At 44.7% G+C, this 17,197-nt stretch carries 16 protein-coding genes, 1 tRNA gene and 4 other RNA genes; 12 read left to right on the top strand and 9 right to left on the bottom strand.

Going from position 1 to position 17,197, the window contains the following annotated elements:
- Positions 1-10 precede the first annotated feature (10 nt).
- The 6 genes from ACMXYS_RS11595 to ACMXYS_RS11570 all read right to left on the bottom strand — a co-directional run bounded on the left by ACMXYS_RS11595 (position 11) and on the right by ACMXYS_RS11570 (position 4,459).
- Positions 11-409, bottom strand: coding sequence for a hypothetical protein (locus ACMXYS_RS11595; protein WP_415896593.1), 399 nt, complete (start codon positions 407-409; stop codon positions 11-13).
- A complete protein-coding gene (locus ACMXYS_RS11590; RefSeq protein ID WP_415896592.1) occupies positions 409-1,047 on the bottom strand; it encodes an O-methyltransferase in 639 nt (212 codons plus the stop codon). The genes ACMXYS_RS11595 and ACMXYS_RS11590 overlap by 1 nt, the downstream gene beginning before the upstream one ends.
- 166 nt (positions 1,048-1,213) lie before the next feature.
- Positions 1,214-2,377, bottom strand: a complete 1,164-nt coding sequence (locus tag ACMXYS_RS11585) for a glutathionylspermidine synthase family protein (protein ID WP_415896591.1) — start codon at positions 2,375-2,377, stop codon at positions 1,214-1,216.
- A gap of 7 nt (positions 2,378-2,384) precedes the next feature.
- On the bottom strand, positions 2,385-2,978 hold the full coding sequence (locus ACMXYS_RS11580; protein WP_415896590.1) for a DUF1190 domain-containing protein: 594 nt from the start codon (positions 2,976-2,978) through the stop codon (positions 2,385-2,387).
- A 13-nt stretch (positions 2,979-2,991) separates the two neighbouring features.
- Positions 2,992-3,393 (bottom strand): DUF350 domain-containing protein, encoded by a 402-nt coding sequence (locus ACMXYS_RS11575; protein WP_415881775.1) that lies wholly within the window; start codon positions 3,391-3,393, stop codon positions 2,992-2,994.
- Positions 3,394-3,409: 16 nt separating this feature from the next.
- Positions 3,410-4,459, bottom strand: coding sequence for an ion channel (locus tag ACMXYS_RS11570; protein WP_415896589.1), 1,050 nt, complete (start codon positions 4,457-4,459; stop codon positions 3,410-3,412).
- Positions 4,460-4,611: 152 nt separating this feature from the next.
- On the opposite strand from ACMXYS_RS11570, the gene ACMXYS_RS11565 reads away from it, so the two are divergent.
- From ACMXYS_RS11565 to ftsZ, 5 genes are all read left to right on the top strand, one after another.
- A complete protein-coding gene (locus ACMXYS_RS11565; RefSeq protein WP_415881773.1) occupies positions 4,612-4,998 on the top strand; it encodes a hypothetical protein in 387 nt (128 codons plus the stop codon).
- Between the two features lie 6 nt (positions 4,999-5,004).
- A complete protein-coding gene (gene rmuC, locus ACMXYS_RS11560; RefSeq protein WP_415896588.1) occupies positions 5,005-6,447 on the top strand; it encodes a DNA recombination protein RmuC in 1,443 nt (480 codons plus the stop codon).
- Between the two features lie 18 nt (positions 6,448-6,465).
- Positions 6,466-7,086, top strand: coding sequence for a gamma-glutamylcyclotransferase (locus ACMXYS_RS11555; protein ID WP_415896587.1), 621 nt, complete (start codon positions 6,466-6,468; stop codon positions 7,084-7,086).
- 654 nt (positions 7,087-7,740) lie between these two features.
- Positions 7,741-8,982, top strand: a complete 1,242-nt coding sequence (ftsA, locus tag ACMXYS_RS11550) for a cell division protein FtsA (RefSeq protein ID WP_415881770.1) — start codon at positions 7,741-7,743, stop codon at positions 8,980-8,982.
- An 81-nt stretch (positions 8,983-9,063) separates the two neighbouring features.
- A complete protein-coding gene (gene ftsZ, locus ACMXYS_RS11545) occupies positions 9,064-10,284 on the top strand; it encodes a cell division protein FtsZ (RefSeq protein WP_415887527.1) in 1,221 nt (406 codons plus the stop codon).
- Positions 10,285-10,352: 68 nt separating this feature from the next.
- Here the strand turns inward: ftsZ and ACMXYS_RS11540 are convergent, their stop codons facing one another.
- Positions 10,353-11,600 carry a GGDEF domain-containing protein gene (locus ACMXYS_RS11540; RefSeq protein WP_415896586.1) on the bottom strand — a complete coding sequence of 416 codons (1,248 nt, stop codon included), beginning with the start codon at positions 11,598-11,600 and terminating at the stop codon, positions 10,353-10,355.
- 226 nt (positions 11,601-11,826) lie between these two features.
- Between ACMXYS_RS11540 and ACMXYS_RS11535 the strand changes: the two genes are divergently transcribed.
- From ACMXYS_RS11535 to ACMXYS_RS11515, 5 genes are all read left to right on the top strand, one after another.
- A tRNA-Ser gene (locus ACMXYS_RS11535) sits at positions 11,827-11,914 on the top strand.
- Positions 11,915-11,956: 42 nt separating this feature from the next.
- Positions 11,957-12,077, top strand: a non-coding RNA gene (locus tag ACMXYS_RS11530) — RtT sRNA.
- Between the two features lie 42 nt (positions 12,078-12,119).
- Positions 12,120-12,241: non-coding RNA, RtT sRNA (locus tag ACMXYS_RS11525), on the top strand.
- A 42-nt stretch (positions 12,242-12,283) separates the two neighbouring features.
- Positions 12,284-12,405: non-coding RNA, RtT sRNA (locus ACMXYS_RS11520), on the top strand.
- Positions 12,406-12,447: 42 nt separating this feature from the next.
- A non-coding RNA gene (locus ACMXYS_RS11515) (RtT sRNA) lies at positions 12,448-12,569 on the top strand.
- 54 nt (positions 12,570-12,623) lie between these two features.
- On the opposite strand, the gene ACMXYS_RS11510 is transcribed toward ACMXYS_RS11515, so the two are convergent.
- Together ACMXYS_RS11510 and ACMXYS_RS11505 are read right to left on the bottom strand one after the other, a co-directional pair.
- Positions 12,624-13,883 carry a Y-family DNA polymerase gene (locus ACMXYS_RS11510; protein WP_415896585.1) on the bottom strand — a complete coding sequence of 420 codons (1,260 nt, stop codon included), beginning with the start codon at positions 13,881-13,883 and terminating at the stop codon, positions 12,624-12,626.
- A 1-nt stretch (position 13,884) separates the two neighbouring features.
- Positions 13,885-14,292, bottom strand: a complete 408-nt coding sequence (locus ACMXYS_RS11505; protein ID WP_415892045.1) for a S24 family peptidase — start codon at positions 14,290-14,292, stop codon at positions 13,885-13,887.
- 212 nt (positions 14,293-14,504) lie between these two features.
- Here ACMXYS_RS11505 and ACMXYS_RS11500 point away from each other — a divergent pair, with 212 nt between their 5' ends.
- On the top strand, positions 14,505-15,545 hold the full coding sequence (locus ACMXYS_RS11500) for an ethylbenzene dehydrogenase-related protein (RefSeq protein WP_415896584.1): 1,041 nt from the start codon (positions 14,505-14,507) through the stop codon (positions 15,543-15,545).
- Between the two features lie 69 nt (positions 15,546-15,614).
- Entirely contained in the window at positions 15,615-17,192 is a 1,578-nt protein-coding gene (locus tag ACMXYS_RS11495; protein ID WP_415896583.1) for an NADPH oxidase family protein, read from the top strand.
- The last annotated feature ends 5 nt before the right edge of the window (positions 17,193-17,197 follow it).

Genomic DNA, 17,197 nt, shown 5'->3' with positions numbered 1-17,197 from the left:
AACGGTGCTGTTAATCCAGTTCTATATCGTACAAGCGTTCTACGGCATCTTTGAGGTGGAAAATCAGTTCGCCATATTGATCAGTATCGTTCTCAATATCGATATCGCCTAATCGATCGGCAGTTTCTTCTAGAGATTCGCCGCGATTATCGACGCCATGATCCGTTAGCAACCAATACATCAGACCGTAGATTTCAGCAACAGTTTCTACTTGGTCTAAATCTTCGATAATGGCATTACGCACTTGTTGCAATGCAGCCATTAAAGGCGCTTTTTCATCGGTATCGAGATAAAGCTTTAGCACCGAATCTGCAGATTCGATTGTATAGCTTTCCTCAGGTGCAGCTTCATTGCTGTTAAGCGCTACCTGAGGCGCGTCTGAATTAATCGCGCTGATTAGGTGTCGCATTAACGTAGTTTCCGTACCACATTCATACCGTCGCGAACGGTTAGGAATAGGTTTTCTACATTTGGATCTGCAGCGATCTCTTTGTTTAGATCGACTAACACGTCATCAATGTCGGATTCTGGCTGTAATACTTTGCCAGACCACAACATGTTATCCAGAATGATCAGGCCGCCTGGGCGCGTCATTTCCAGAACCTTGTGGTAGTAGTTTAGGTAGTTGCGCTTATCTGCATCGATGAATGTGAAGTCTAGTTCCATATCCAGTGTGTCGATGGTTTCGATCGCTTTACCGAAGATTACTTCGATCTTGTGGCCGTGAGGGCTGCGATCAAAGAATGTTTTGGCAAAGTCGATTGCGCGAGGGTTCGTTTCGCAGCAGATGATCTTGCCATCTTCTGGCATGCCTTCTGCTATGGATAAAGCAGAATAGCCAGTGAACATACCAATCTCTAGTACGTTCTTTGGTTGGTGCAACTGAGCAAGAAGTTTTAGCGTTCTGCCAACTAAACGGCCAGATAGCTTTTGCGGCCAGCCCATGTTTTTGTTGGTTTCATCGATCAGCTCTTGCAGCAATTCAGGCTCAGCTGTAGTGCTTTGAAAGGCATAATCTTCAATTGCTTCGTTAACCAAAAATTCCACTTAAATCTTCTCTAATCTAGGTTCGACGGCGTTAGTTTAACGTTGTCGAGGGTGATAAAAGTCATGACCCAATCTGAAAAAAACAGCCTTTATTGGGCGTTATCTAAATATTGCCGCGCATAATACCATTTTCTAGCCTGATTGCGTTACGACTGACTCATCGCTATCAAAGGATGATATGCGGTAAAAAGCGGGAAAGATCTTGTGTGATCGGGTGTTTATCTTCTCTTAGAGAAATACCGGCGGGTTGATCGCCTATTAGCCAGCTGCCGATCAGCGTGTGATTGTCACCAAATTTAGGCAGAGGGTGACAAGCCTGAACGATGTATCCCTCTTCACCGTAAGGCCCTTCGGCCTTCGCTATTACTTCGCCTTGATTAACGATGCTGATATTGGCGCCTTCGCGAGAGAAGATCGGCTTGCGGACATAATGCGTAAGTTCTGCAGCACGGGGATCATCTTCAAAATAAGCAGGTAGTAGGTTAGGGTGATTTGGAAAGAGTTCCCACAATAAAGGCAGTAGTGCTTTGTTGGAGACTAAGCTTTTCCAGATCGGCTCTAGAAAGGTGGTACCGCTTTGAGCAATGTATTCGCCGTACTCTTCCCGTTGCATAAACTCCCAAGGGTAGAGTTTGAATAGCCAGTTGATCGGTTTACCTAGCTGATCGACAAAGCGCTGATCTTCATTGATGCCGATATCTTCAACATAGATGAAGTCGTTTCGTAGGCCGGCTTGTTGGGCGCAATCTTGCAGATATTGCACAGTGCCACGATCTTCGATCGTGTCTTTGCAACTTGCTAGGTGCAGTAAGCGAGAAGGCTGGCGAACTTTGAGTGCTTTGAAGCGCTCGATCAGTCGCTCTTGCAACGAGTTAAATTGATCGGCATTTTGAGACAGCTTACCGCGATCCACCTGTTGCTGAAGCCATACCCATTGCCAGAATCCCGTTTCATAAAGGCTGGTGGGTGTGTCGGCATTGTTCTCTAAGAATTTGGCAGGGCTTTTACCGTCATAACAAAGATCGATGCGGCTATAGAGGCTATCTTCGCGGGCAAACCAAGAGCGCGCAATCTCATCCCAAAAGGCTTCTGGGATTTGAAAGCGGCGCAGCAGTTCTTCATTACCTACCACATGCTCAACCACTGCCAGACACATCTGATGAATCTCAGCTGTCGGTGCTTCAATATCTTGTTCTATCTGTTCGAGAGAGAACTGATAGTAGGCAGATTCATCCCAATATGGCTCCCCATACATAGTATGAAAATGGAAGCCATATTGTTCAGCAGTTTCGCGCCAATCAGGACGTTCGGCGCAGGTGACTCTTAGCATCTACAGGTTAACCGCCGAAAGAGCGACTGGAGATGGTTTTACCAAAACCACCGCGCCCCATAACACGGGCACTACCTTTACTGCCTTTGAATGCTGAGGAGCTGACCTTAACTTTGTTCTTATGGTAATCACCAAACATGTCACCGGATGAGCTTACCCAACGGTGAAAAGCAGGGGTGCCTCTTCGGGTGCTATAGCCTAAGCCTCTAGGTCGATCAAAGTCGAGATCAAAATCTTCCTCTGTACGATGATTTTCACCCAACATAAAGCCCGCCATTAGCGGAATAAAGTAGGGGGAGTATTCAAAGCATTGGTGGTTACCAAAATCGTAAGCGCAGTTGCTCTCACTATTATATCTAGGTGCGGTGCGTTTCCAATCTGCTAGGGCTTTTTGATAGGCGCTTTCACATCTATCGTCATAGCCTGGGTTATCCAGTTCACATGCAGTGACCGATTGGTAGATGTAACCATCTTCAGAATCACAACCAGTCAGTAGTGCAGCACCAGTAGCGACAGCTGATAGACGTAGTCCGTTTTTCAGCCATGTAGCATCAAATGCAAAATCACTTTTTTGCAGATGGTTTATTTTTGTACGTTTCATCCCTGATGCCTCCTTAGTAGGTCATAGAGGCAGCATTAAGGATACCGATAGCAATAGATACCGCACCCAGCACGATACCGGCAGGTGTTTCTCCATCTTGGATGCGTTGGGTGATTTTCGGCATAAACAAACGCACAACTAGATAAGCGATTAACTGAGCGACAAGCGCTACCACAGCCCATACAGCAAAATCGATTAACGATACGGAGTTGCTAATGGCGCTAGCTAGGGCAATGGTGAAACCAACCGTTGCACCGGAAAGCGCGCAGGCTGCAGCCATGTTTTTTTCTTTAACCAGTGCCCAGTCATCATAAGGAGTCAGGAAGGTATAGATGACTTTGAAGAGTAGTAGGGCAACCAGTGAAAGGCCGAAATAGATAGCAAAGTTGGTAAGCCCAATAAGTAGAGCGTCCATGCGAGACTCCTAAAAATTATGAAAGTTGGGTAATTGCAGCCCAGTCCAAAGCTTTTAAACGGGATTGTGCAATGTAATAAATAGTGCAGCCTGATCTAACGCGTTTATCGAGTGAAGGGTTCACTTCAGGTTTACCGTCGTTATCGAGATCAACAGCGATTAGAGTCGCGCCATAATTTTCTTTTAATGGCACGTATAGATCACGTACAGACATCTCAGGCAAACCTTCAGGTACGACAACAGAAAACTGGGTCATACCTGTAGTTGTGTTGAGAAGTTCGTGATGCAAAATACTGGAGCCTGGGTCCATCGCTGATTTTACTAACATCTCTGTAGATACAGATGGCGTGCACTCTATGGTAGGGCAGTGCTGTTTAAGCAGATTGCTCAAGCTTTCATCCCTAAAGTAGGTGATGATGTGTGCTTGAGGATTGCGATTGTAAATATTTAAAGCCGCGCTGAGTGTCTGATCATCATGTGCACAATCGATGATGATTGTTGAGGCATCTTCAATATTTGCACGATTTAAGCCTTCATCATCGTTTAGTGAAACGGTACGAACAAATTCGATATGGCCCGGCATCGGGTTTTCCATCTCATCAGCGACACACAAACAGATCTCTCGATTAAGGTTGTTCTTAGCTTCTGTCTGGAGAAGTTTAAGAAGAGGCAGGGTACGAACTTCGTTCCAGCCAACGACGACGATATGATTTGAGAGGTTGAGTTCTTTAAGACCCATAACACCTTTTCTCCACTGAAAAGCACTGAATGCAGCAAACTTACCGACGACGAGTGCAAATAGACCAAGACCGAAAGGAATAATATAGAAAGCGACTAATGCTTTGCCTGTTGCTGTTTCGGGAGATAGATCTCCGTAGCCCACAGTCGAAGCCGTTACGATTAACCAGTAGATATAGTCCGAGCCGGTGAGGTTGGATTCACCCGCCCATTCCAAAAGCAACCAGCTACTTAGGCCATATAATAGAAGCAGCGCCAATACAGCCTGCCATTTCATGTTCTTGAAATGACGGTTGAGCAGTTTGCGTAAGCTTTTGAAAACCTGCATTAAAAATCCGTGTACATGGAATTGAGGCGGGATTTTAATCTCATCTAATAATAGATGCAAAAGGGAGCCGTTTCTTAACAGTGGGCCTGAAAAGCCTTACAATAGCCCGCCATGAGCGCCTGAAAAAGATCTGACATGGGCGTAGTTATTAAATGATCCGCAATGTTCTGGAGTTTAGTGTGCCTAGTATCGATCCTCTTATCATTTTTCTAGTCTCAGGTGTGTTCTCTATGTCTGGTGCGTTAAGCGCTGGTGCTATCAATAAACTACCTGAAGAGGATAAGCCTGAATTCGCGCATAAACGTAACGGTTTGATGACGATCGTTATGGCGGGTAACCTTGCTGCTGTCGCATTGCTGTTCTCTATGGCGTACGGTTTCAGCAACCTAGACTGGTGGATCCCACTGCTATGTATGTTTATCACTTTCCCAGTGGTTCATTTAGTTATTCTTCAGCCGATGCTGGGTGAGTTGAAAACGCTGTTTATGTCATCGATTATTTCTGCGGTTTCCCTAGTCGTTTTATATCTCTATTGGTAATTTTCTATGCCTGAGCTGCTAGCTTCATTTGATCTGAATAGTTTGCTGCTAGGCGTATTGATTACAGGATGCCTGTTCTTCTTTATGTACAGGCATCTGACTTCCCAAAAAGAAGACCTCTTACAGCAGGTTGCTGAAAGCGAGACCACAATAATCTCGTTAAAAGCTAAACTCGAAACTGAGTTGGCTGCACAGCAATCTGCCTATCATGAAGTATCTATCCAAAAAGCACGTATCGAAGAGCGCTTACATGCGTTAGAACCAAGACTACGTGACACGCTTACAGAAAAGCATCAGCTTGATAAACGCTTGGAGCAAACCAAGTTTGAGTTGGCTGATCGTAATGAAGTGATTGCGGATCTTGAAGCGAGGTATGAGGCGACTCAAGAAGCGCATTCTGAAAAGCTTCAAGTGTTAGAGCAAGCTCGCCAACAGTTAAAGCAAGAGTTCCAGAATCTAGCTAATCGTATTTTTGAAGAGAAAGCTCAACGATTCACTCAGAGTAATCAAGAAAATATGGGGCACCTGCTGACACCTCTGAAAGAGCAGTTAGGTGAGTTTAAGCGTCGTGTTGAAGATGTTTACGATAAAGAGTCCAAGGATCGTCGAGCTCTCTATGAGCAGATTTCTCATCTAAAACAGCTTAACCAGCAGATGAGTGAAGATGCGATCAATCTAACTCAAGCCCTGAAAGGCGAAAATAAAACTCAGGGTAACTGGGGCGAAGTTGTACTAGAGCGTGCCTTAGAGGAATCGGGTTTACGCAAAGGCTACGAGTTTGAGCTGCAGGTATCAGCATCTGTTCAAGGTAAACGCTACCAGCCTGATGCGGTGATTCATCTGCCGGATGGTAAAGATGTGATCGTCGACTCGAAGGTTTCCCTTACCGCTTACGAACAATACTGCTCGACTGATGATAAAGATCTGCGTGAGCGCATGTTGCGTGAACATTTGATCTCGATGCGTGGTCATATTAAAGGACTGAGCGATAAAGCTTACCAAGGGCTAGAAGGTATTCGCTCTCTCGATTTCGTGCTTTTGTTTATTCCTGTGGAAGGCGCTTTCTTGTTGGCGTTAGAGAAAGAACCTAATCTGTTTAAAGAAGCGTTTGATCGGAACATTATGTTGGTGAGCCCTGCGACATTGATGGTGACGTTGAGAACTATCCACAATATCTGGCGTTACGAACATCAAAATCAAAATGCTCAAGAGATCGCCCGCAGAGGTGGTGAGCTGTACGACAAATTCGTTGGCTTTATTGACGCTTTGGATGAAGTAGGGCGTAACCTGCAAAGAACGCAAGCAGCTTTTGATACCGCGAATAAGCGGCTATCAACGGGGCGTGGTAATTTGGTGAGCCAAGTGACCATGCTGCAAAGCCTTGGTGCTGATGGCAAGAAGAAGCTTAATGCAGAGCTTGTTGAGCGCGCTTTAGAATCTGATCAGTAACATTGATAGGAGAGCGATATGATAAGTATTGTTGGATATGGCTCTCTACTATCTGAAGCCTCCGCAAGGGAAACCATTCCTGGCCTAACAAACTTTAGGATCGTAACTGTTCCGGGTTACAAACGCATCTTCAATAAAGTCGGTGTGGTGTTTATCAGTCGACATAAGGCTGATCCAGACTCTTTACAGTTAGCCTCCTGCTCGACTTTACCTGCATCCGATTGTGAGATTATTTGTAGCCAGTTTGATTGTACTCAAGAAGAGTATGAAGCGCTGTTCGAACGCGAGCATCGGTTTAACTGGGTGGAAGTAGAAACTTTTACTGATGGTCAAAGCGAGACAGGGCTGATGTGCACAGGCTCAACTGATCAACACTACCGCTATAGTAAATGCCGCAGTGAGCAAGAATATCATGAGCGTGTAGGGCAGTTTTATGCGGGTAACCTATGGCGAAACGATATTCTGCCATTCCCTCGTTATCTGTCCTTCTGCTTAAAGGCGGCTGCGTCGCAGGGAGAGGCTGTTTTGAATAACTTTCTCGACAGTAGCTACCTTGCAGATGGCGAAACGACCATTCGTACTTACTTAGATAACAGCGGTTCAAATTGGCGTGAAATCGATAGCGCCTATCATTACTAAAAAAGCTCTTTCTGAGCTGTTTACCCCTTTCTCAGTTTTATCCTCTTTATGCTTTCTAGGGCTCTCTGCTGAGTCCTGTTTTGAGCTTGTTTGCTGGGTTTGAATATCCGTCTTATACCATCAAGAAATCATTGCCTTTTAGAGATGAATTTGAGTGTGTTGAACAAAATTCATACAGTTTCGCACAATTTTATTGGTTATTTAATGAGCATTAATTAATAGGGAGATAATCAATATTTAGTATTGATATGTTTGCAAATCATCAAAATTAAATATTGAATTTATATGATTATTCAAAACTTGTTTTTGATATTTTTATTAATAATCAAAATTAAGTTTTGATTTATAGCTAATTAATCAAAATTAGATTTTGATTTTTGTTGTTTTTTTAACCTATTGAAACGGTTGATTATATTTAAAACAATCAAGCCTGATGCTGGAGTGAGTGAACGTAGTTGTTTGAAATTTATAGAAAAAATTTTCTCAACAATTTCCGCAAGGTGCCGATAAAAAAAGATAGTGTTTTTTTATGAATTGATTTTACGGGCAAATAAACTTTCAGAATTTAAAAAAATTCATCGAAAAAAGGTTGGTTTGTTTTTAGTTATAAGTAAAATTAAGGTTGCTTGAAATAATATTGTTGGCACTGAATATATGACAGCTCACTCTAATATGATCGTTGCGCTAGATATTGGGACTTCCAAGGTGGTTTGCCTTGTGGGAGAGATCAATATCGACGGCTCAATCGATATTGTTGGTATTGGTTCACATCCGTCTCGCGGTTTGAAGAAAGGCGTGGTGGTGAATATTGAATCAACAGTGAGTTCTATCCAGCGTGCAGTAGAAGAAGCTGAGTTGATGGCAGGGTGCAAAGTTCACTCTGTAACAGCGGGTATCGCCGGTAGTCATATTAATAGCCTTAACTCTCACGGTATTGTGGCTGTTCGTGACCGTGAAGTAACAGATTACGATCTTGATCGCGTAATCGATGCTGCCCGTGCAGTAGCGATTCCTGCTGATCAGAAGATTCTGCATATCTTGCCGCAAGAATATGAAATCGATAATTCCGAAGGTATTCGTGAACCACTAGGCATGTCGGGCGTACGTTTAGAAGCCAAAGTTCACCTAGTCACAGGTTCGGTGAATGCCGCTCAGAATATCGAGAAGTGTGTACGCCGTTGTGGTTTAGAGGTTGATAACTTAGTGCTGGAGCAAGTTGCATCCAGTTACTCTGTTTTGACTGAAGATGAAAAAGAGCTCGGCGTTTGTATGGTCGATATCGGTGGGGGTACTTCTGATATTTCGATCTTTACAGGTGGTGCGATTCGTCATACCGCTGTGATCCCTATTGCGGGTGACCAGGTGACTAATGACATCGCGATGGCTTTACGTACACCTATGCAGCACGCGGAAGAGATAAAGATTAAATATGCTTGTGCTTTGGCGCAGTTAGCAGGCCCTGATGAAACCATCATGGTACCTGGTGTTGGTGATCGTCCTGCGCGCACATTGTCGCGTCAGGCGCTCGCTGAAGTTGTTGAGCCGCGTTATGAAGAACTTTTCAATTTAGTACAAGCAGAGTTGCGTCGCAGCGGTTTTGAAGATCTGGTTGCGGCGGGCATTGTGTTAACTGGTGGTACTTCCAAAATGGAAGGTGCGGTTGAGTTAGCAGAGGAAATTTTCCACATGCCGGTTCGCTTGGCATCACCGCATGGTGTTCGTGGAATGGAAGATATTTTAGGTAACCCAATTTTTGCAACAAGTATCGGGTTACTGCAGTACGCGCATGAAGATCAGGGCGGCGAGCCTGCTCAACCTGAGGTTGCAGAGATCGAACTGGTCGAACAAGCAAGCGTACTCAGCAAGATGAAGACGTGGTTTCAGGGCAATTTCTGATCCCAGTCAAAGGCTAATCGGAATAGAAAATAACTAAGCGCTGTTCAATTATAAAAGCGCATAATCTGGAAGGAGATCGGTATGTTTGAGTTAGCGGATAGCATTCCTCAAAGCGCCGTAATTAAAGTTGTAGGTGTCGGCGGTGGCGGCGGTAACGCTGTTCAGCACATGGTTAGCTCTGCAGTAGATGGTGTTGAGTTTATCTGTGCAAACACAGATGCCCAAGCTTTGGATAACATGCATTCTAAAACAGTTATCCAGATCGGTGGCGAACTAACTAAAGGTCTTGGTGCGGGTGCAAACCCAGAAGTTGGCCGTCAGGCTGCACTTGAAGATCGTGAGCGTTTAGCTGAAATGCTAGATGGTGCGGACATGGTATTTATCACAGCTGGTATGGGCGGTGGTACAGGTACTGGTGCAGCGCCAATCGTAGCTGAAGTTGCGCGTAGCCTAGGTATTTTAACAGTTGCTGTAGTAACTAAGCCGTTTTCATTTGAAGGTCGTAAACGCCTTAAAATTGCGGACGAAGGTATACAGGAACTGAAAGAGAATGTTGATTCTTTGATCATCATTCCGAATGAAAAGTTACTTCCAGTACTGGGTAAAAACACCAGTCTGATTAATGCTTTCAATACATGTAACGATGTATTGAAAGGCGCGGTGCAAGGTATCGCTGATCTGATTATCCGTCCGGGTATGATCAACGTCGACTTTGCGGATGTGCGCACCGTTATGTCTGAAATGGGCATGGCGATGATGGGTAGCGGTAGTGGCCGTGGCGAAGACCGTGCGACTGAAGCGACGGAAGCTGCGATTAATAGTCCTTTGCTAGAAGACGTAGACCTGAAGGGGGCGAGTGGTATTTTGGTAAATATCACCGCTGGTCTTGATCTGAGCTTAGGCGAGTTCTCGGAAGTGGGTAACATCGTTGAAGAGTATGCTTCCGAGAACGCCACTATCGTTGTAGGTACTGTTATTGATCCTGAGCTTACTGACGAGCTTACGGTAACAGTGGTTGCAACAGGCTTGGGGCGAGCTGAACAGCAGCATGTAGAAGTTGTTAACACAGGCACAGGTCGTGCATCTGCTGTTGCAACGGCTGCGGGCGCTGCGTCTGATTTCGATCAGCTAGAGTTGCCGGCAGTAATGCGAACTGCTCGTGATTCCCAGCCAAGAGAACGTGCTCAACCAGTAGAGATTCATCGCGAAGTAGAATCTGAACAGCCAGTTATGCAAAAGACTGGTACTGACGACATGGAATTCTTAGACATTCCTGCATTCTTACGTCGTCAAGCTGACTAATTAAACATCTTATACCTTCCAGGTATTACTTGGCCCGGTTTTCTATAACCGGGCCTTTTTTATCCCTGCTATTTCTGTTTTCTACGTTGTTTGTCGGAATACATTCTTTCATCTGCAATCTGTAATAGATCTTTTGCTTCATCAGCATCGGACTCGCTTGGGTATTCCACGCTGCCATAGCTGAACTTCGCAATGATACCTTGGCCTTTATAGTGATAAGGGCTGCTGTGTGCGATCTCTTCAATACGCTGAATAAGCTCACTCGCTACATCCTGCGAACTGTCTGGTAATAGGATGATGAACTCATCTCCACCATAGCGAATGACTTTGTCTGTCGTGCGCAGGTTCTCTGACAGAATCTGGCAGAAGTGAATCAGTATGCAATCGCCGGCATGATGACCAAACACATCATTGATCTGCTTAAAGCCATTCATATCAATCATGCTGATGGTTAAAGGCCGATTCTGGCGATCAGCCCTAGATTTCTCTTCACTGAGTAATCGCTCCAACTGATGACGGCTGTATGTGCCCGTTAACTTATCGTAGATAGATAGCTCTTCTACTTGCTGAAATGCAGTCTGCAATAAAGCCTGTTGCGAGTTAAAAGAGTGCTCAATGCTATTTATCTCTTCTAGCTCTGAGTCGAGAGCTAGCTTTTCATTAAGGTTGTGGTGACCTTCAGTCTCTTTAAGCTTTCTTTCTAAGCGTTTTAAAGGTTTGACTATATGGGCAAAAAGATCGCGAGAGATAAAGAGGTAGGAAGAGATAACGGTAATAGAGAAGACTAAGAATAAACCCATCAGAACTTCGCTTACAGGAAGGCGGACTCTGTGTGCGGGAAAGGTAACGTCCAACACGCCGGCTATATCATCTAGCTTTGCCTCGGTGTGACAGGCTAGGCATTCCTGTTTAAATCTGAAAGCATGGTAATAATGAATCTGATCCAGCGATTCGATCTGAGTTGCATCCTGTTTGCTGCCTAACAGCTGGCTTATCTCTTCGGTGATTGCTCGATCACCACCAAACTGTTGCTGAACGGCTGCTCCGCGATACATGCTATAGGTGATATCGGGAGCATCCTCATTCATTGAATCTATGAGCTGATTAACTTCCTCATAACTGGTGCCCTGATTCATCGCTTGGCGCAGATCTTTAAATACTAACTGCCCAAGGTATTGACCCTCTTGCCGAAGATCCTTTTCGATAGAAAGAAAGATCAATGCAAATACGATCATGGCTGCAAATAAGCAGCTAATCAAAGCAGCTCGATAGAGGGAGTTGAATAGTGTGCTTTTAAGGTCAGTTATGGGGCGCATTTTAGATTTTATATTTATAATTTTTTATTTTTGAGTGTTTAGTTTACTCACAGCTGTTCAGTGTACAACCAATAAAACTAGGCTATTTATTGATCCTTTGATATTTGTAGGACGAATTACTGAAATTGTTTACCTTTTTTAACCAAACCGCTTGCGGTCAGTCAGTGCTGTGATACAATTCGCGCCGCGTTGGTGTTGAGCATATCAGCTCCACTAATTGCAGGATGGTCAGGTGTCCGAGTGGCCGAAGGAGCACGCCTGGAAAGTGTGTATACGGAAACGTATCGAGGGTTCGAATCCCTCCCTGACCGCCATCTATTAAAAACAAAAGAGCCTCGCTTAACCGCGGGGCTTTTTTGTATCTACAGTTTAGAGGGATGAGAACCCGAGAAGAGGGTTTGAGCCGAGCGTAGCGAGACAACGTGGGAGCCTGCGACCACGCCCCGAAGGGGTGGAATAATCCCTCCCTGACCGCCATCTATTAAAAACGAAAAAGCCTTGCTTAACCGCGGGGCTTTTTTGTATCTGAAGTTTGGAGGGATGAGAACCCGAGAAGAGGGTTTGAGCCGAGCGCAGCGAGACAACGTGAGAGCCTGCGACCACGGCCCCGAAGGGGTGAAATAATCCCTCCCTGACCGCCATCTATTAAAAACGAAAAAGCCTTGCTTAACCGCGGGGCTTTTTTGTATCTGAAGTTTGGAGGGATGAGAACCCGAGAAGAGGGTTTGAGCCGAGCGCAGCGAGACAACGTGAGAGCCTGCGACCACGGCCCCGAAGGGGTGAAATAATCCCTCCCTGACCGCCATCTATTAAAAACGAAAAAGCCTTGCTTAACCGCGGGGCTTTTTTGTATCTGAAGTTTGGAGGGATGAGAACCCGAGAAAAGGGTTTGAGCCGAGCGCAGCGAGACAACGTGGGAGCCTGCGACCACGGCCCCGAAGGGGTGAAATAATCCCTCCCTGACCGCCATCTATTAAAACGAAAAAGCCTCGCTTAACCGCGGGGCTTTTTGGTATCTGGAGTTCACTCGCATCCAATCACAGGAATATCTTCTATCCGCGTAGTATACCTTGGAGATAGAAGCTCTCGTTTCATTTTAAAGTTTTGTTGAATGCCTTGGCGGGCTAAATGGAGGGTATCTCGACCGTATTTTGAATTGATTTGATCTAGGCATTTCATAAGTTCAGGTTGGTCAGCGCAAGGGGTAAATATATCTGGCTGATAGGGTGTAGCTGTAGAGATTTCTAAAAGGCCTATACCTGCTTTGTAGTATCTAATTCCTGCTTGATATATCTGCTCAGCCAGTTGGCTTGTTACTTTCACTATGACTGCAGTATCGCAGGTTGGAGTGGCAAATTGGTGGAATGCAGAGCGTTTAAAAAATGATTCCTTATCGTGGATAGAGTTGTGTGCAAAGACAATGATATTGCTGGTAGCACTCTCTTGGGCTCTTAGCTTTTGCGCGGCGATGGTTGCGTGTGTAGCAAGTGCCTGTTTTAGATCGGTGAGTCCTGTGATGCGTTGTCCAAAAGAGCGTGTGGAGTAAATCTGTTTTTTGGGTGAGCGGACATCGTCCCAGCTTATTCTGGTTAAGCGATTGAGTTCTTCTACTGTATTAGCGATTAAGGTGGAGAAGTGCTTTTTCATCAACGCGGGTTTCGTTTGCGCTAGCTGCCAAGCTGTTTTGATGCCGAGAAAATTTAGTCGCTCGCCTATACGTCGTCCTACTCCCCAAACATCCCTAATTTCCATCTGCTGCAGAATCTGCTTTCTGATTTGATCGTTGTCGATAACGGCAACACCGCTGAAGCCCGGTAGTTTTTTACTGGCGTGATTAGCTGCTTTTGCTAAGGTTGGGGTTGGGCCAAAGCCTACGCCTACGGGGAGCCTTACTTCCTTCCACACCTTTCTTCTGATTTTCATACCTAGTTCATGCCAGCCTTCAGGTGGTATGTAGTGGTCAAAGCGTAAAAAACATTCATCTATGGAGTAGATGTGTTGTTCTGGGGCAAAGGAGGCGCAGAGCTCCATCATGCGTGAAGATATATCGGCATAAAGTTCGTAGTTGCTGGATTTGGCAACTACGCCTGCTCTGTCTAGTTGGTCTTTGATTTTGAAATAAGGGCCAAATTTAGGGATACCCATTTTTTTTGCGATAGGGCAGGTTGCGACAATACAGCCGTCATTATTACTAAGGACGACAACAGGGCGCTTTCGGATTGTGGGGTCAAATATTTTCTCGCATGAGGCATACATTCCGGAAGCATCAATCAGGGCGTACATCCTAGTTAAGTCCCTTCTTTAATGGGCGAAATAATCGAATAGAACGTGTAACCACCCCCTCGATAGAAAATTCATCCTGTTCGCACAATTGATAGGGTTTATGGCCAGGAGCAGAGGAGAGAAGTTTTCTCTCTTTGATACTGGCGATTTTACAGACGAAGTTTCCATTTAATGTGGCGACGATTACATCGCCTTCCTTTACTGTTTCGGCTCGTGAAACGACAAGTAGGTCATTTGGAAATATCCCCACACCACGCATAGAGCCACCTTCAACAAAGCCTAGGTAGGTTGCATGGGGGTGATCAATGAGTAACTGATCGAGTGAAAGTGCTAGCTCGGTATATTCAGCTGCAGGTGATTCAAAACCACTGATACCGGCGCTGGAGTAGATAGGAATAAAGCGCAACATAATAAATACTGGTTACATATACAGTATTTATATTATCAGTAGATCGCTGGGTGTGCCAGTTCCGGTTGTTGATTGGGTCTTGTTCAGTCAGAGAGGTGAGTTGCTAATAAATAAAACCCTTAAATACAGTCAAACAAACGTTTAAATTAAATCTATATTCAATATAATAAGCATTCTCATTTGTATTTGTATTTATGGAAGAGTAATAAAAAGTGAAAAAAATCACGCTAATAACAATGGCTGCTATGTTCAGTCATGGGGTCTATGCTGCTGATAACACCTTGATGGCTAAGCGAATTCAGGGGGCTGTAACCATTGATGGATTGACGGAAGACGCTTGGAATATTACTGAGCCGCTGCACGTTACAGTTGATGAACTGCCTTATGAGCCAAACAACGGGTATGAGGGGATTAAAGAAAGCGATGTTGAATTACGTGCTATGTATGATGATGAATACCTATATATGCACGTACGTTGGAACGATCCAACGCTGAGTTTGGAGCGCTTTCCTTGGGTGAAACAGGAAGATGGCAGTTGGAAACAGCTTAAGAACTTGGACTCTACTGGTCACGGTAATACTTATTATGAAGATAAGTTTGCGTTTTTCTGGAATATTTCTGAAAAGGGTTTTGCCAAAAAAGGTTGTGATCGTTCGTGTCACGTAGCTGAAGATGGCATGGTTGATGATATAAAAGATACCTCGGCAGGCCGTCACTTCACTCGCTCTCCTGATGAGACAATCGATATTTGGCACTGGAAGAGTGCGCGTAGTAACCCGGTTTATCAAGTTGATGATCAGTACGTGAACCATTTCCGTAATGAAAATAAGGGGTGGGGACGCAACAGTGATGAGAAAACAGGTGGTGGTTACAAAAATAATATCAACAAAGATAAAACTGCGCCTGCTTGGATGCCTGCAAAAGCCGATCCTTTAGCAAAATACTGGGTAATGTCTGATAACAAAGTTCCGTTTGTCGATAACTTTGAGCCTAGCGCTGTAATTGGCGGTATTGTGGCGCAAGCTGCTGAGGGTTCACGTGGTGATCTGCAAGCACGGGGTGAATGGAAAGATGGCTTCTGGACATTGGAGATCAAGCGTAAGTTGGTGACTGAGCATCCAAAGTCCAAAATTCAGGATGTACAGTTTTCTGATCTTGGTAAGCAATATCTATTTGGTGTGACGGTTTTTGATAACGCTCAAATCAATCACATCTTCCATAAAAAGGCGCTACGCCTGAACTTCTCTAAGTAAGTCAGAATAGGGTTGAGCGAGCTGGGTTGAGTAAAACCAGTTCGTTCCGCCTGCTGAATAGATCTTCCTATGCTTATCTCCCGTTTTATAGAGCTGTTGTTTTCTAGACTGCATCGCCCAGCATTTTTACTTTCTACAGTGTTGCTTGTCGCAGTGATTCCTTTGGTAGGGTACGAATTTGTAGAAGGCTTTGAATATGAGTCTAACGAGACCACCAATATATGGTTACGTATTAGCCATGCTAACGCTGCAGTGTTACTCGTTTTGCTCTGTTTATTGTGGCTTCCGGTTTTAAATAGTTTGCTCAGAAGGGCACGCTCTAGTCGTTGGGCACGTTATCAAATTTTAAATGAAAAGCGCTTGCACCGATGGATAGGTTATCTGTTGGTTATCTTTACCTTGGGGCATGGCGCTAGCCAACTGCAGTATTACACTACGCTGGATATTCCATTCACTGATGCGTTGTTAGGAACAGAGTCAGATCTTGTGCGATCTATGCGGAGCACGATGTATGAGTTTGTCACTGAGGATGAGTCGATCGATGTTGTTGATCAGTGGGTGAAAGCAGGTCGCACCGAAGCGATGTTTCATAAGCAGATTCGCCCGATCATGAAAGATGATTGCACTAAATGTCACAGTACAACGTCAACTCAAACTTATGCTATCCAATCTTTACCGCTTGTGACTTATGACGAAGTGGTGAGTTTAAGTTATTCCGGCATCCAGTCTCGGCAATTTAGGATTAATGTCACCGGCTTACTGTTGTTTGTACTATTTATGTTGATTGGTGTGACTTCTATTCCGGTGGTGCGTAAGCGGGTTTATCACCACTTTGAATCGTTACATCGATTAGGTTATTGGTCACTGCCTTTGTTGTTACTTCATGTGCCACAGTGGTATTGGCTGGCTCCAGTTGGGGTATTGCTGATTTGGGACTGGAGTGTACAACGTTTATCAGTTCAGCATTATTGTAAGGGCGAACTGAAACGACTGGATGAACAAACAATAAAACTCGTGGTCAGCACTAATTTCAAGCAAGCAATACATGCGGGCGATTATGTCAAAGTCCGAATTCCAGTGGTGAGTAAAACCGAATGGCATGCCTTCTCTATTGTCAGTTATGACGAAGGTTTGTTGACTCTCAAAATTAATGTGGCGGGGGATTGGACACGCAAACTTATGGCGCTTGGTGATTATGTCGAGTGTATATTGTCCTTGAGGGGGCCTTATTCTTCTCCTGCGAGCCAAAGCCGTCATAGTAAAAAGCGCCTGCTGATTGCGGGGGGTATTGGCATTACCCCTTATTGGCATTGGCTCAACGCAGAATATTGTGTGAATACTCAGTTGATTTGGGTGGTTAAAGACATAGATCGCCTTGAGTGGCTTAAACCTGTGCTGTTAGAAAAAGAACGATCTGAAATCTTTATCTATATAACCCAAGGTGAAAATGCGGAATTACCTAAATGGCTAGAAGGTTTGAACGGGGTGGATATTAAGATCGGTCGGCCCTGTTGGATGACTTTAGCAGAAGCATTTTCTACTGCTGAGGTCGGTGACTGCTATCTGTGTGGGCCTAAAGCGATGATGGCTGAAGCGGGTAAGAGTTTTCGCCGTTATCGTTGGCATGTGTTTAAAGAGAGCTTTTAAGTCAT

The sequence above is a fragment of the Neptuniibacter sp. QD57_21 genome, from assembly GCF_047778075.1.
Taxonomy (GTDB): Bacteria; Pseudomonadota; Gammaproteobacteria; order Pseudomonadales; family Balneatricaceae; genus Neptuniibacter.
Note: the sequence above shows the minus strand (reverse complement) of the source record. Positions and strands in the feature narration are given on the sequence as shown.